Consider the following 14,133-nt stretch of genomic DNA (forward strand, 5'->3'; position numbering starts at 1 on the left):
GAGATCGATGTTGACAGTGCTGTAGGAGACCTGGTTGTCGTAGGTGCGTAGAGTGGTTTCATAGGTTTGCAGTTCGTAACGGATTTCGGACAGGCGGGTTTCGATTTTGATGATGTCGTCCATGCTTTCGGCCTGTTCCATGAGGGTCAGCAGACGGTCCTGTTCGGTTTCCAGGGCTTTTTTGTGACTTTCGGTGTCTACGTACTGCAGGGTGATGTCTTCGACACTTTCGCTTTTGCTGGTGACGTTGCCCAGGCCGCTGACAGTGGTGACGAAGGTGTCCAGTTTGTCGGCGGGAATGCGTAAGGTCAGCCAGGCGGAGCGGTTGCCTCTTCCGTAGTAGCTGCTTCCGTTTACCTCAGATGTTTCCGTGTATCCGCCGGTCTCGGTAACTTTGGCCTGGATACCGGAAAGTACTGTCTCGAATTCTCTGGTTTCCATGTTCAGGGTGACGGTTTTGATCAGCTTCTGGCTGGTGTTTGTCGGTATCTCGATGCCGGATTCGGCGGTGACTGCGCCGTCTTCCGCCACGCCGTCCCAGGCCTCATTTTCATATGCGCCGTAGTCCGCGCTGGTTTCTTCGGTTACGCTGGCAGCACTCATGGTATCTTTGGATGCTCCGCCGCAACCCGCTGCCAGTGTGCCTGCCATCAAAATGGCCATGATCCATACTCTCTTTTTCATTTATTTTCCTCCAGAGCTTCCTCCAATCCCTGTTCTACGCTCTCGAATCGGAATCCGGCACTGAAGGGCTCGCCGTCTACATAGGTGATAATCCGGTAGGCGTCTGCGTCATAATCCAGATCATAGTCGGTCAGATCCAGTTCTTCATCCTGGGCCATACCGGGCTCCAGGACCACGGTAGTGTCCTGCTGCCCCACAGGCTCGCTGTTTCTGGTCACCACGTACCAGGCGCCGTCTTTTTGTACCTGTAATTCCATATTGGCGTTATAGGAAATGGGTGTCTCGCTGATGTTACCAATTGTGACTTTTACCACTTCTGCGTCCCGCGCGATCACCGGGCTGGATACCAGAGTCTTTACACTCTCGGTCTCGGCGGTCACATTCTGTTCCTGGGTCAGGTAGATGTCATGACCCGCGAAGGTGATTTTCTCCGGCGCGTTTTCTTTCCCTGCAGCGGACGCCGCTGCTGTGTTCTCTGCGCTTTCGCCCTCTGTTTCCACGCCTTCATCCGCCGCCTCTTCGACGCTGTCTTCCATGATGGATGCTGTCTCCGGAGCTGCCGTATCAGCTGTCCCGCTGCTCTTTTTTCCGCCTGCCAAAAACAGACCGGTGCAGACGCCGCTCACCACCAAAACCGCCAGGATACAAGCCGCAATCTTATTGAAGCTGTAGACAAATTCCCGCTGCGTAATGGTGTTTTTCTTCCGCTTCGGCTTACCGCCCGCATCCAGGAGCTCCTGCATGTTTTGCTGAAAATCTTCGGAATACCGGTGCATGCGCGCGATTTCCCGCTCCGACGGAATAAAGCTTAACTGTTCATCCATACATTCATCGAAGGCTTCCGCAAGCAGTTCTTTTTCCAGTTCTTCTCTCTTCTTATCGTCCCGCACTGCCTGCTCCCTCCTTTGTCAGCATGAACTGAAGTTTTTTCCGTGCCCGGTAGTACCGCACGTTGACGGTTTTGGAAGAAATCCCCAGCAAATCACCAATTTCCCGGTCCGAAAGCCCGTGTACATACTTGTATTCGAAAATCACCCGGTAGTTCTCCTCCAACTCCAAAACGCTGGATACGATGGCGTTATAATTTTCCCGGGTTATGTACTGGCTTAGAGCGTCCGGCTCGCCGGTTGGAATCTCGTATTCCAGTTCTTCCATGGACAGCTCGCCCTTTTGCTTGCGCAGAATGTCAATGGCCTTGCTTTTCACAATCGTCATCAGAAACTTTCGGGTTTTGGAACTCTCGACAACCTCGATCTTGTCCAAATGTCTGGTCAGTGCCAGAAAGGTCTCCTGTACGGCGTCCTCCGCCAGATGATCGTCGCCCAGCATCTGGTTGGCCACATACCAGCAGAAATGCTGATACTGCTCATAGACCTCTGTAAATTTTTCTTTTTCGTCCTGGGTGTCCAGTATGGACAGGTACATCAGCATGCGCAGCTTCCTCCCGAAATCATGTTACATTTACTATAACGCAATCTGTTTACATTTTACTACAACAAATACTTAATTTTTTATGAACAGCCTGAAAATTTTTTCAAAACTCCGCGCAATCCCCACAGAGAAAAAGAAAAGCTGACATGAAATGCCAGCTTTTCCCTGAAAATTATTTTTAAGCTTTCTCTATATATCCGCTTTTTATGACTCAGTGCTGTAGTTCGGAGCCTCTTTGGTGATATGAATATCGTGAGGATGGCTCTCCTTCAGGGACGCCGCGGTAATCTTAATAAAGCGTCCTCTCTGCTTCAATTCCTCGATGGTCGGTGTTCCGCAGAGTCCCATACCGGAACGAAGTCCGCCCAGCATCTGGAAAATAGTGTCCTCCACGCTTCCCTTGTATGCCACACGGCCCTCTACACCTTCGGGAACCAGCTTCTTTGCTCCCTCCTGGAAATAGCGATCCTTGCTGCCGTTCTCCATAGCGGAGATAGAGCCCATGCCACGGTATACCTTGTATTTTCTTCCCTGGAACAGCTCGAACTCGCCGGGAGCCTCATCGCAGCCTGCGAACATGCTTCCCATCATGCAGACATTGGCGCCTGCGGCAATGGCCTTAGTAATATCTCCGGAGTATTTGATACCGCCGTCGGCGATAACCGGGACGCCATACTCCTTCGCTACCTCGTAGCAGTCCATAATCGCGCTGATCTGCGGTACGCCGATACCGGATACCACACGGGTGGTACAGATGGAGCCCGGTCCGATGCCAACCTTCACTGCGTCTGCTCCTGCTTCAATCAGATCCTTTGCAGCTTCGCCGGTGGCGATATTGCCTGCGATCAGCGGCAGTTCCGGATATGCTTCCTTGATCATCTTCAGGCAGCGGATAACGTTGGCGGAATGTCCATGGGAGGAATCCAGCACGATTACGTCTACCTGCGCCTTTACCAGGGCGTCCACACGCTCCAGCACATTGCTGGTGATACCTACGCCTGCGCCGCAGAGCAGTCTTCCCTTCGCGTCCTTGGCGGAATTCGGATACTTGATCTGCTTTTCAATATCCTTGATGGTGATTAAGCCCTTTAAATTGAAATCGTCGTCAACGATGGGCAGCTTCTCTTTTCTTGCCTTGGCCAGGATCGCCTTGGCTTCCTCCAGGGTAATACCTTCCTTTGCGGTAACCAGTCCCTCCGAGGTCATGGAATCCTTGATTTTCTTGGAAAAATCAGTCTCAAACTTCAGATCGCGGTTGGTGATGATACCTACCAGCTTCCGGCCCTCGGTGATCGGCACGCCGGAGATGCGGAACTTGGCCATCAGCTCGTTGGCGTCTGCCAGGGTATGCTCCGGGGATAAATAAAACGGGTCGGTGATAACGCCGTTTTCAGAACGCTTTACCTTATCCACTTCCTCTGCCTGCTTTTCGATAGACATATTCTTATGGATAATTCCGATACCACCCTGTCTTGCCATAGCGATCGCCATGCGATGCTCGGTAACGGTATCCATGCTGGCACTCATCATCGGAATGTTCAGCTTGATGGTTTTCGTCAGATGTGTGGTCAGATCCACCTGATTCGGAATCACCTCGGAATAGGACGGTACCAGAAGTACATCGTCAAAGGTAATGCTTTCTCCAATAATCTTACCCATTTTATTTTCTCCTCTCAAGTCATTGTTCTTCTATTCATTTGTGTCCGTGTGCGACGGTTATTGATAACTTATCTTAGCGAAAAGATTCTGAATTGTCAATACATTACAGAAGAAAAAAGAATACAAAAAAAGCTGTCGGAAAACAGCTTTTTTTGACTCATAAGTTTTTTTAATCACTGTACCCTTTTCTTTCCGATAAATGCTTCCGGCTTTACACATATGTCTTTACCAGGCGGACACGTATTGTTCTACATAGAGCAGACAATTGTCAGACCCACACATAAAATCAGGAACAGCCAGTCCCGGGCATGCACCCGCACCTGCATGTATTCGGTCCGCTTCTCCTCTCCCGAAAAGCCCTTGGACTCCATGGCAATGGAAAGCTCCTCGGACCAACGGACGGATTTCACCAGCAAGGGCTTCAAAAGCGCCGGGGATATCGGGAACACCTTCAATCCCCTCGCCCGAAACGCCGCCCTGGTCCGCTTATATTCCTGTACCGCCTGTGGAAATACGCCCCAGGCTGCCAGAAGGCCGTAGGCCCAGACCTGCGGCAAATGAAACTGCTTTTCAAAGGACTTGACCATCAAAATCCGATCCGTGGTCAGAGTAAACAGGAAACCTACGCCCGCATAGGCCAGCACCCGGCTCGCCTGAGCCACCCCGTTCCAGACCCGGGAATCGCTGACCAGAAAGTCTGCCGCCGCCACCGGCATGGACGCGTCAGCCGAAAACCGGTAGCCGGTAAAAAACATCCCCGTAGCTGCCAGCAAAATGGGCAGCATCAGAAGTCCCAGGGTCTTCAGGCGAACCTTTGACACCAGCAGAGCTGCCATGCAGAGGACGAACACCGCCAGATTCAGCACTGGATTGTAGCGGAAGGCCAGTACAAAGGTCACGCACAACAGCGTCACAAATTTCATTGCCGGATTCAGTGTACGCATAGTCTGCCTCCCTTCAGTTCCAGTATCTCATCTGCATAATCCTTCGCCAGCTGCCGGTCGTGGGTGGAGAAAATCAGGGCCACACCATGCTCTCTGGCCTGTCGGCACAGGGCATCCATGATCGCCTTTGTGTTATTGCGGTCCTGGGCGTAGGTAGGTTCATCGCAGACCAGCACCTTACAGGGATAGGCCATCAGGGCCGCCACGCCAAGTCTGCGCTGCTGCCCCTGGCTCAGCATATAGGGAGAGATATCCCGATATCGCCAGAGCTTGATTCCGCGCAGGATTTCCTCCGTTTTCATCTCCGCGTCCTCCCGCTTTTTCAGACCCACCAGAATCTCCTCTTTCACCGTATCGCTTACAAACTGATCCTGGGGATTCTGGGTGACGAAACCGATTTTACCCAAATCCTGTTTCCGGAGCTTTCGAAGCTCCCGGCCTTCCAGCAACGCCTGTCCCTGATAGGAATAGAGGCCGGACAGTGCGCCGAAGAGACTGCTCTTTCCACAGCCGCTCTCACCCACAATGGCATAGATGCAGCCGGAACGAAATTCGGCATTTATATTTGTAAAAATATGGTTATTTCCATGTCTGAGTGCCAGATGCTCTAACCGCAGCACCACGTCGCCTGACTGCGCTTCCGGAAGCTTTGTCTCATAGGCCTCGCCCGGTACAATCACGCCAAGCTCCTTCAAAAGCGCCCCGTCCAGTGTATTTACATCCATGATTTCCGGCCGCAATACACCATTTTCCATAACCCGCACTTTATCCGCGATACCAAGCCAGTTCTCCAGCCGGTGATCCACCGCCAGAATGCCGATGCCCTTCGTCCGGTTCAGTTCTTTTAATTTGCCCGCTATCATCCGGGCGGAAGCGTCATCAATATTGGCAAAAGGCTCGTCAAGCAGGAGCCATTTGGGTGACAGCAGGGTCAGGCAGGCCAGCATAACCTTCTGACGTTCGCCGCCGGACAGGCTGTGAAGCGTCCGCTTTTTCAGGTGTGATATCTCACAGAAAGCCAGCGCTCCGTCTACTTTCTCCATCATCTCTTCCCGGGGCGTGCAGATATTTTCCAGGCAGAACAAAAGCTCATGCTCCACTGTATCCATGCAGAACTGCAGCTCCGGATTCTGGAACATCATGCCCACCAGGGCGCAGCGCTTCGATGCTGTCAGATTGTCCGGACGTACTCCTTCTACGCTGACGCTGCCGGAGCGCAAAATCCCGGCGCTGTGAGGGTAGATGCCCGCTGCCAGATAGAGCAGGGTGGATTTGCCACACCCGGAAGCGCCGGTGAGAATGGTAATCTCACCGGCATCAAATTCCGCACTTAAATCACAGAGAATATTCTTTCTGTCTTCAAAATAGGTAAATTCCAGATGTTCGACTTTTATACTCATGCTTCAAAATACTCGTTGGTAAATTCCTTCTCGGTTCTTCCGGAAATCACGCCGCACTCCACCAGGAAATCCGCCATACGGTTCCATCTCTGGGCGTCGATTCTGCCCCACCGGCCTTCCTTGTCAAGCAAAATCGGAGCCAGATGCTTCTGACTGCGGATAAGCAGAGACTCCGTAGCGTCTGCAGGCAGCATATCACGTACTTCCATAACGGTTTCTTCCGGATGCGCAGCCACCTCACGGTATGCCCGATCCAGGACCTTCAGGAAACGACGCACTGCATCCGGCTTTTCACGTAAGATTTCCTCGGAAGCCGCCATGGCCGGCGCGCAGAAATCAAAGATGGGATCCACATCGCCCAGGTTAAAGTAGTTAATCTCTTTTCCTGCCTCAAGCAGCACCTGATTTTCCCAATTCTCATAAACCCAGGTAGCGTCCGCCACATTGCCCAGGGTGGCTACGATATCGCCTACATCCAGATTTACCAGATTGATCTTATCGTAGTCGCCGCCGTCTGCTTCTACCACGCGACGAATTGCTGCGTGGAACCAGGCTGGGGTCCAGTGAGTCAGACGCTTGCCCTCCAGCTCTCTGGGGCGGGTGATGCCCGCCTCCTTCAGGGAGACGATACCGGAATCACATTTCTGGGTCATAACCGCAATACCGGTCAGGTTAATACCCCGCTCCCGGCACTCCAGCATAGCAATCTCCGGTCCGCAGACAAAATCTCCGCCGTGGAGTTCCATCTCGCCATGTACCTCACCGAAGATCTCCACATCCAGATCGGCCTCTTTGAACCAACCTCGCTTCTGCGCCAGCAGATAGCCTGTGTGATTTGTATTCGGGAACCAGTCCAGAACGACCTTTAACTTATCCATTTTTTAGTCCTCCTCGTCATATACCTTTCCGCTCTTTGCTTTCGCGCCGATGGCATAGCTCTTTACCACACCGGTCTTTGCCAGTCCGTCGCCAGCCAGCTTGCAGATCACGCCGGAGAATACGATGGCGCTTACGAAACGGACTGCCAGCTGCGCAATCAGAAGGCTCGGTGCCAGCGCAATGTAGTTCAGATAGTAAAGCTCATAACAGAAAATGAAGGCAGCGGAAAATACGCTTGCCAGGGACATGCTCGCCAGATCCCATTTCTTATAACGGAATAAAGCGAATGCAAGCTCTGCACCTGCGCCCTGAATCAGTCCGGTCAATACAACGGTTACGCCGCCGGAATTGCCCATCAGAAGCTCTACTACGGAAGCCAGTACTTCTGCCACCAGAGCTACGCCCGGCTTACGGATGATGTAAGCAGCCAGTGTGGCAGCCATGAACCATACGCCATAGATGATTTCAAACGCGAAGTTGGAAAGTCCGGTCGGGGCAAGCACGGTAGAAAGCACAACGCCTCCGTCAAAAACAGCCAGGTAAATGGCTGAAAATACGACTCCCAAAATCGCCATCATGATGATGTCCTTCAATTCCCATTTCTTTGTTGTCATGTTACAGTTCCTCCTAATAGTATGTGTTAAACTGTGCCGCAAGAGGTTTTTGCGCAAAAAAACGCCCGGCCTACGCCGGGCGGATTTATCGCATATCTTTTAAAAATCTACTCCCTACGATGGCATTATCCAACAGGTTTTACGGGTCATGGACAGCCTCAGTCCAAATCTCAGCCGGCTTCCGCCAGCACCCCTATGCTTGTTGTTCAGTTTCCTAGTAGAGTATAGCATGGTTTGGGGGCGGATGCAAGGGGGGATATTGACCCCGGGAGAAAACAAGCACCCCCGCGGCAGGATAAATCCTGCCGCGGGGGTGCTTGTTTTTCTTTCTTGGGCTTATATTCGAAAACCACTTACGTGGTTTTCTCATTAACACATCTGATGAAACCAAATGCCCGGCTATGCCGGTCGCTTGGTTTCCTGCTGATGTGTTACATCATTCCGCCCATTCCGCCGCCTGCGGGCATTGCGGGTGTCTCTTCTTTAATATTTGCTACACAGCTCTCGGTTGTCAGGAAGGTAGCTGCTACGCTGGTTGCGTTCTGCAGTGCGCTTCTTGTTACCTTTGCAGGGTCAAGAATTCCTGCTTCTACCATGTTCACATACTCTTCATGCAGTGCGTCGAAACCGATTCCCGGCTCGCTCTCTCTTACCTTGTTGATGATCACTGCGCCTTCCAGTCCTGCGTTTGCGGAAATATGGAACAGCGGCGCTTCCAGTGCTTTCAGGATAACCTTTACACCGGTCTTCTCATCGCCCTCTACTGTATCAAGCAGCTTTGCTACCTTCTTGGTTGCATGGATATATGCGGATCCGCCGCCGCCGATGATACCTTCCTCTACAGCTGCCTTGGTTGCTGCCAGAGCATCCTCCATACGAAGCTTTGCTTCCTTCATCTCAGTCTCGGTTGCAGCGCCGACACGGATAACTGCTACGCCGCCAGCCAGCTTTGCAAGTCTCTCCTGCAGCTTCTCACGGTCGAAGTCGGACTTGGTCTCCTCGATCTGCGCACGAATCTGTGCGATTCTCTGCTGGATATCTTCCTTGGAGCCTGCGCCCTCAGCGATGATAGTATTCTCTTTCTGAATCTTAACAGACTTGGCTGTACCAAGATCCTCGAGTTTTGCATCCTTAAGTTCACGGCCAAGCTCCTCGGAGATTACATTTGCGCCTGTCAGAATAGCGATATCACGCAGCATCTCTTTTCTTCTGTCGCCGTAACCCGGTGCTTTTACACCTACAACGGTGAAGGTTCCACGCAGCTTGTTCATAACCAAAGTGGTCAGAGCTTCGCCCTCGATGTCCTCTGCAATAATCAGGAGCTTTCTGCCGCACTGTACGATCTGCTCCAGCAGCGGAAGGATTTCCTGCGTGGTGGAGATCTTCTTATCGGTAATCAGGATATACGGATTATCCAGAACTGCTTCCATTTTCTCCATATCCGTTGCCATGTATGCGGAAATATATCCTCTGTCGAACTGCATACCTTCTACCAGGTCCAGCTCAGTCTTCATGGTCTTGGACTCCTCGATAGTGATAACACCGTCGTTGGTCACCTTTTCCATAGCGTCAGCAACCATGTTGCCAACTTCTTCGTCTCCAGAGGAAACTGCTGCAACTCTCGCGATCTGATGCTTTCCGGTAACCGGGCTGCTCATCTCTTTGATCGCCTCTACTGCCGCGTCTGTTGCTTTCTTCATACCCTTTCTCAGGACAATCGGGTTTGCGCCTGCCGCCAGGTTCTTCATGCCTTCATGAATCATAGCCTGTGCCAGAACCGTTGCGGTGGTTGTACCATCACCTGCTACATCGTTGGTCTTGGTCGCTACCTCTCTTACCAGCTGAGCGCCCATGTTCTCAAACGGATCCTCAAGCTCGATCTCTTTTGCGATGGTCACACCATCATTTGTGATAAGGGGTGCGCCGTACTGCTTATCCAGTACTACGTTTCTTCCCTTTGGTCCGATTGTTACTCTTACGGTATCCGCAAGCTTATTAACTCCAGCTTCCAGTGCTTTTCTGGCCTCTACGCCGTATTTGATTTCCTTAGCCATTTCTGATTCCTCCAGTTTCTTTTTCAGATTTTTATATCATTATTCGGTCATATCCTGACGGATATGCACGCTCCGCTCAGGATGCCATTCGACAAAGAATAATATCTTTCGATATTACTCTACAATTGCAAGGATGTCATTCTGCTTTACAATCATGTACTCTTCGTCGCCAAGCTTTACTTCATTTCCGGCATACTTGGAATAGATAACCTTATCGCCAACCTTTACGTGCATGGTAACTTCTTTTCCATCTACCATTCCACCAGGTCCTACTGCTACGACCTCAGCCTGCTGCGGCTTCTCCTGAGACTTGCTTGCCAGAATGATTCCGGATGCGGTAGTCTCCTCTGCTTCAAACTGCTTCAGTACAACTCTGTCTCCCAACGGTACTAACTTCATTTCTATTCCTCCTTGGATTTTCATCTTATCCTCATTTTATTATTAGCACTCGTTCAATATGAGTGCTAACTTACGGTTATTATATTAAATCTTTCCAGAAAATTTGTCAACCGCTTTTTTGGATTTTATGCTTTTTTTAGAAACTACGATGGAATTTCCTATTACATAAAAACAGTGCAGAAATCGTTCTTTTTGAATCTTTTTCTGCACTGTAATCGTATTCTCATTTTGGAAGCCTTATGATTCTTTCTTTAATTTCGCCAGCTCATCGAATACCACATCGTTCACTACTTTAATGTAGGTTCCCTTCATTCCGGAGGAACGGGACTCAATGACGCCTGCACTCTCGAATTTCCGAAGGGCGTTGACGATGACGGAACGGGTGATGCCCACGCTGTCAGCGATACGGCTGGCTACCAGGATACCTTCGTTGCCCTTCAACTCCTCGAAGATATGGGTAATAGCCTCCAGCTCCGAGAATGACAGGGTGCTGATGGCGGATTTTACAATCTGGACCTTTCTCTTCTCTTCCTCGTTCTCCTCATTGACAGAACGCATCATTTCCAGACCTACAACGGTGGTGCCGTACTCGCTTAAGATAATGTCGTCGATATCGTACTGCTCTTTGTATTTATACAGGAACAGGGTTCCCAGGCGCTCGCCTGCGATATCAATCGGAGTAATGATAGCCTGATAATCGCGAACATTCTCGGATTCAAAGCCCAAGGTCTGCAGATTCACGTTCTCCTTGGTGGACAGGATACTTAAGAGACGCTCGTTCAGCGCTTCGTCAATATGCGCGCCAACTTCATCTACGATCAGCTCCTGAATCTCCTCCACACCTTCACAATGGCTGATACCCAGCACTTTACCCTTCTTACTGATAACCAGAATATTAGAATTCAGAATTTCTGTCAGCACCTCACAGATATCGTTGAATACCACTTTACTGGAATTGTTATTGTGCAGCAGCTTATTGATCTTTCTTGTTTTATCCAATAATTGTACGCTCACTCTGTTCCCTCCATCGTATTTTAGTTCCCGAAAGCGTTCTATTTCTACCTTTTCGCTTTATTTTTTCAATAACTCGGAATTTATATGAATTTTATCACAATTCTATCCATTTTTCAATCTATATTTTCAAAGTTTTCTGACTACTTACTTCTCATCCTGTTTCTTCAGCATTACATGGCCGCAGGTTTCATTGGCGCAGACCAGCTTGCTACCCTTTTCTACCATATAACTGCCGCAGACCGGACATTTTTCCTTCGAAGGCTTCTGCCAGGACATGAAATCACATTCCGGATTATTCTCACAGCCGTAATATTTTCTTCCCTTCTTGGTTCTGCGAAGTACCACGTCCTTGCCGCATTTCGGGCACGGTACGCCGATTTTTTCCAGATATGGCTTGGTATTGCGGCACTCCGGGAAGCCCGGGCAAGCAAGGAAACGGCCATGGGGACCGTATTTGATAACCATATGACGGCCGCACTCCTCGCAGACCACGTCAGTTACCTCATCCTCAATTTTTACCTCTTTCAGCTCTTTTTCCGCTGCCTCAACCGCTTTTTCCAAATCCGGGTAGAAATTCTCTACAACCGTCTTCCAGTTGACGGTTCCCTCTTCAACGCAGTCCAGAAGTCCTTCCATATTAGCCGTAAAATCAGTCTCCACGATGGTGGGGAAGGCCTGCTTCATCATATTGTTAACGACCTCACCCAGTTCGGTCAGATACAGGTTCTTATTTTCCTTTGACACATAACGGCGGGCGATAATCGTCGTAATCGTCGGCGCATAGGTGCTGGGACGTCCGATGCCCAGCTCCTCCAGGGTCTTTACCAGCGCTGCCTCTGTATAGTGAGCCGGCGGCTGTGTGAAATGCTGTTTGCTCTCAAATTCCTTCAGCGAAAGTTTCGTATCCTTACTGAATCCTTTCAGGAGACGGCTGTCTCCCTCTTTTTCCTCATCCTGCACATAAACCGCCATGAAACCGTCGAAGGTCACCCGGGACGCAGACATGGTGAAACGGTATTTGCCTCCGTCTATCTTCACGGAAGAGGTCTCATAGACTGCGTCCGCCATCTGGCTGGCTGCAAACCGTTTCCAGATCAGCTGATACAGGCGGAACTGCTCTCTGGTCAGGGAATCCTTCACAGCAGCCGGTGTCCGGGACAGATCCGTGGGGCGAATTGCCTCATGGGCGTCCTGAATCTTCTTGCCGCTGGTCTTGGCGCTCTGACCTTTGGATGTATAATTTTCTCCGTAATTGGAAGCGATGTATTCATGCGCCGCCTTCGCTGCTTCCTCCGATACACGGGTAGAATCGGTACGCAGGTAAGAAATCAGCGCCACCGTGCCACTGCCCTTAATATCCACACCCTCGTAAAGCTGCTGTGCCACGCTCATGGTCTTCTGGGTGGAAAAGTTCAGGGTTTTGGAAGCCTCCTGCTGCAGGGTACTGGTTGTAAAAGGAAGGGGCGCTTTTTTCACTCGCTCGCCGTTCTTCACCTCACTGACCTCATAGGAGACGCCATCCAGCTCCTTCAGGATCTGCTCCATCTCTTCTTTGGACTTCACAGTCATTTTACCGTCCTTCGTGCCGTAGAAATGGGCCTGCAGCGGCTTTTTACCGCCGTCCGCCAGAAAATCCGCGTCCAATGTCCAGTACTCTTCCGGTACAAACGCATTGATCTCTTCCTCCCGATCCGCAATCAGACGGAGTGCCACAGACTGTACGCGGCCTGCGCTTAAACCTCTTTTTACCTTCGCCCAGAGAATCGGGCTGATACGGTAACCTACCATACGGTCCAGCATCCGACGGGCCTGCTGGGCATTGACAAGATCCATGTCGATCTCACGGGCATTTTTTAAGGATTCCTTTACCGCACTCTTGGTAATCTCGTTAAAGGTAATCCGGTACATTTTCTTCGGGTCCAGCTTCAGCGCCTGGGACAGATGCCAGGAAATCGCCTCGCCTTCCCGGTCAGGGTCGGTTGCAAGATATACTTTATCTGCTTTCTTCGCTTCTTTGCGCAGCTTAGCAAGAATATCACCCTTGCCGCGAATGGTAATGTATTTGGGTTCGTAGTCGTGCTCCGCATCGAAACCCAGCTGGCTCTTGGGCAAATCTCTTACATGTCCCTGGGACGCCAGCACCTCATAGTTGGATCCCAGAAATTTCTTGATGGTTTTTACCTTTGCGGGAGACTCCACGATAACCAGATTCTTTGCCATAATACTTACTCTCTTTCTTTGATATCCGCTGTCTGCTGCAAATGCTCTTAAGAAAGCGTATAATAATTTTTATATACTTCTTTGGCATAGCCTTTCATTTGCAGTTTTGTCATAACGCTCAAGGTCTCTCCTGGCGTAAGTCCTGTTTTCGCGCAGATCTCCGCCAGGCTCTGAGCCTGCAAGCGTAAACAACTATACACCAAATTTTCAGACCTTTCAAGCACAATTTTATTTTCTTGCATTTTTTTCCTGTTAAATCCCGGTAAAATATGGAGAACTTCTAACAGCTGTTCCGGTGAAATGGCGATCCCGGCTCCCTGTCTTATCAGGTTATTACAGCCGGCGCTTAAGGCCTCTCCCAGGGGTCCCGGGGCCGCATAGACTTCCTTTCCCTGCTCCAGCCCATAATCGGCGGTGATAAGAGAGCCGCTTTTCTCCCTTGCTTCTATTATAAGTACCAGATCCGACATACCGCTTAAGATCCGGTTTCTTAATGGGAAATAATATTTCAGAGGCCGGACGCCCGGTGGACACTCGGAAATGATTCCGCCCCGCCGTTCCAGTTCCATATAAATATCCCGGTTGGATTCCGGATAGCACATGTCCGCTCCGCCTGCCAGCACCGCAAAGGTCGCGCCATCCTTTTTCAATGCCCCGTAATGGCTGTAAGCGTCGATACCCCGGGCCATGCCGCTTAAAATCTGTACTCCGGCCGCCGCAAGCTCTCCGCCAAACCATTCAGAAAGATGGCGGCCATATGCGGTGCAGTCACGGGCTCCCACGATGGCCACCGCAGGCTTTTCCTCATCCGGGAGGCTTCCCCGGACAAAGAGGC

Annotated in this window: 13 protein-coding genes; all 13 read right to left on the bottom strand. The window is 50.7% G+C overall.

The window, feature by feature from the left end:
• The coding region (locus ACTRC3_RS10355; RefSeq protein WP_440323010.1) for a DUF4349 domain-containing protein at nucleotides 1-684 on the bottom strand (684 nt) is incomplete at its 3' end.
• A complete protein-coding gene (locus ACTRC3_RS10360; RefSeq protein ID WP_178040180.1) occupies nucleotides 681-1,574 on the bottom strand; it encodes an immunoglobulin-like domain-containing protein in 894 nt (297 codons plus the stop codon). The genes ACTRC3_RS10355 and ACTRC3_RS10360, both read right to left, overlap by 4 nt.
• Nucleotides 1,561-2,115, bottom strand: coding sequence for a sigma-70 family RNA polymerase sigma factor (locus ACTRC3_RS10365; RefSeq protein WP_178040179.1), 555 nt, complete (start codon nucleotides 2,113-2,115; stop codon nucleotides 1,561-1,563). Before ACTRC3_RS10365 ends, ACTRC3_RS10360 begins: the two co-directional genes overlap by 14 nt.
• A gap of 204 nt (nucleotides 2,116-2,319) precedes the next feature.
• On the bottom strand, nucleotides 2,320-3,774 hold the full coding sequence (guaB, locus tag ACTRC3_RS10370; RefSeq protein ID WP_178040178.1) for an IMP dehydrogenase: 1,455 nt from the start codon (nucleotides 3,772-3,774) through the stop codon (nucleotides 2,320-2,322).
• A gap of 248 nt (nucleotides 3,775-4,022) precedes the next feature.
• A complete protein-coding gene (locus ACTRC3_RS10375) occupies nucleotides 4,023-4,718 on the bottom strand; it encodes an energy-coupling factor transporter transmembrane protein EcfT (RefSeq protein WP_178040177.1) in 696 nt (231 codons plus the stop codon).
• The gene (locus ACTRC3_RS10380; RefSeq protein WP_440323011.1) at nucleotides 4,706-6,118 is read right to left on the bottom strand and encodes an ABC transporter ATP-binding protein; all 1,413 of its coding nucleotides are present in this window, start codon (nucleotides 6,116-6,118) and stop codon (nucleotides 4,706-4,708) included. Before ACTRC3_RS10380 ends, ACTRC3_RS10375 begins: the two co-directional genes overlap by 13 nt.
• Nucleotides 6,115-6,996: an ABC transporter substrate-binding protein gene (locus tag ACTRC3_RS10385; protein WP_440323012.1), complete on the bottom strand. Its 882-nt coding sequence runs from the start codon at nucleotides 6,994-6,996 to the stop codon at nucleotides 6,115-6,117. Before ACTRC3_RS10385 ends, ACTRC3_RS10380 begins: the two co-directional genes overlap by 4 nt.
• A gap of 3 nt (nucleotides 6,997-6,999) precedes the next feature.
• Nucleotides 7,000-7,611, bottom strand: a complete 612-nt coding sequence (locus ACTRC3_RS10390; protein ID WP_178040174.1) for an ECF transporter S component — start codon at nucleotides 7,609-7,611, stop codon at nucleotides 7,000-7,002.
• Between the two features lie 431 nt (nucleotides 7,612-8,042).
• Entirely contained in the window at nucleotides 8,043-9,665 is a 1,623-nt protein-coding gene (gene groL, locus ACTRC3_RS10395) for a chaperonin GroEL (RefSeq protein ID WP_178039275.1), read from the bottom strand.
• A gap of 114 nt (nucleotides 9,666-9,779) precedes the next feature.
• Nucleotides 9,780-10,064, bottom strand: a complete 285-nt coding sequence (locus ACTRC3_RS10400; protein ID WP_178039274.1) for a co-chaperone GroES — start codon at nucleotides 10,062-10,064, stop codon at nucleotides 9,780-9,782.
• A 237-nt stretch (nucleotides 10,065-10,301) separates the two neighbouring features.
• Complete coding sequence (gene codY, locus ACTRC3_RS10405) at nucleotides 10,302-11,078, bottom strand: GTP-sensing pleiotropic transcriptional regulator CodY (RefSeq protein ID WP_178039273.1); 777 nt, start codon at nucleotides 11,076-11,078, stop codon at nucleotides 10,302-10,304.
• Nucleotides 11,079-11,222: 144 nt separating this feature from the next.
• The gene (gene topA, locus ACTRC3_RS10410) at nucleotides 11,223-13,298 is read right to left on the bottom strand and encodes a type I DNA topoisomerase (RefSeq protein ID WP_349164693.1); all 2,076 of its coding nucleotides are present in this window, start codon (nucleotides 13,296-13,298) and stop codon (nucleotides 11,223-11,225) included.
• A 47-nt stretch (nucleotides 13,299-13,345) separates the two neighbouring features.
• Nucleotides 13,346-14,133: DNA-processing protein DprA (dprA, locus tag ACTRC3_RS10415; protein ID WP_440323013.1), on the bottom strand; the 788-nt coding region annotated here is incomplete at its 5' end.

The sequence above is a fragment of the Laedolimicola sp. genome, assembly GCF_051972735.1.
Taxonomy (GTDB): Bacteria; Bacillota; Clostridia; order Lachnospirales; family Lachnospiraceae; genus Laedolimicola; species Laedolimicola intestinihominis.

Coding starts and splice junctions, on each gene's coding strand:
- ACTRC3_RS10400 (WP_178039274.1), bottom strand. CDS start 10,064: ATGAAGTTAGTACCGTTGGGAGACAGAGTTGTACTGAAGCAGTTTGAA.
- ACTRC3_RS10385 (WP_440323012.1), bottom strand. CDS start 6,996: ATGGATAAGTTAAAGGTCGTTCTGGACTGGTTCCCGAATACAAATCAC.
- ACTRC3_RS10390 (WP_178040174.1), bottom strand. CDS start 7,611: ATGACAACAAAGAAATGGGAATTGAAGGACATCATCATGATGGCGATT.
- topA (WP_349164693.1), bottom strand. CDS start 13,298: ATGGCAAAGAATCTGGTTATCGTGGAGTCTCCCGCAAAGGTAAAAACC.
- ACTRC3_RS10380 (WP_440323011.1), bottom strand. CDS start 6,118: ATGAGTATAAAAGTCGAACATCTGGAATTTACCTATTTTGAAGACAGA.
- guaB (WP_178040178.1), bottom strand. CDS start 3,774: ATGGGTAAGATTATTGGAGAAAGCATTACCTTTGACGATGTACTTCTG.
- ACTRC3_RS10365 (WP_178040179.1), bottom strand. CDS start 2,115: ATGCTGATGTACCTGTCCATACTGGACACCCAGGACGAAAAAGAAAAA.
- ACTRC3_RS10375 (WP_178040177.1), bottom strand. CDS start 4,718: ATGCGTACACTGAATCCGGCAATGAAATTTGTGACGCTGTTGTGCGTG.
- groL (WP_178039275.1), bottom strand. CDS start 9,665: ATGGCTAAGGAAATCAAATACGGCGTAGAGGCCAGAAAAGCACTGGAA.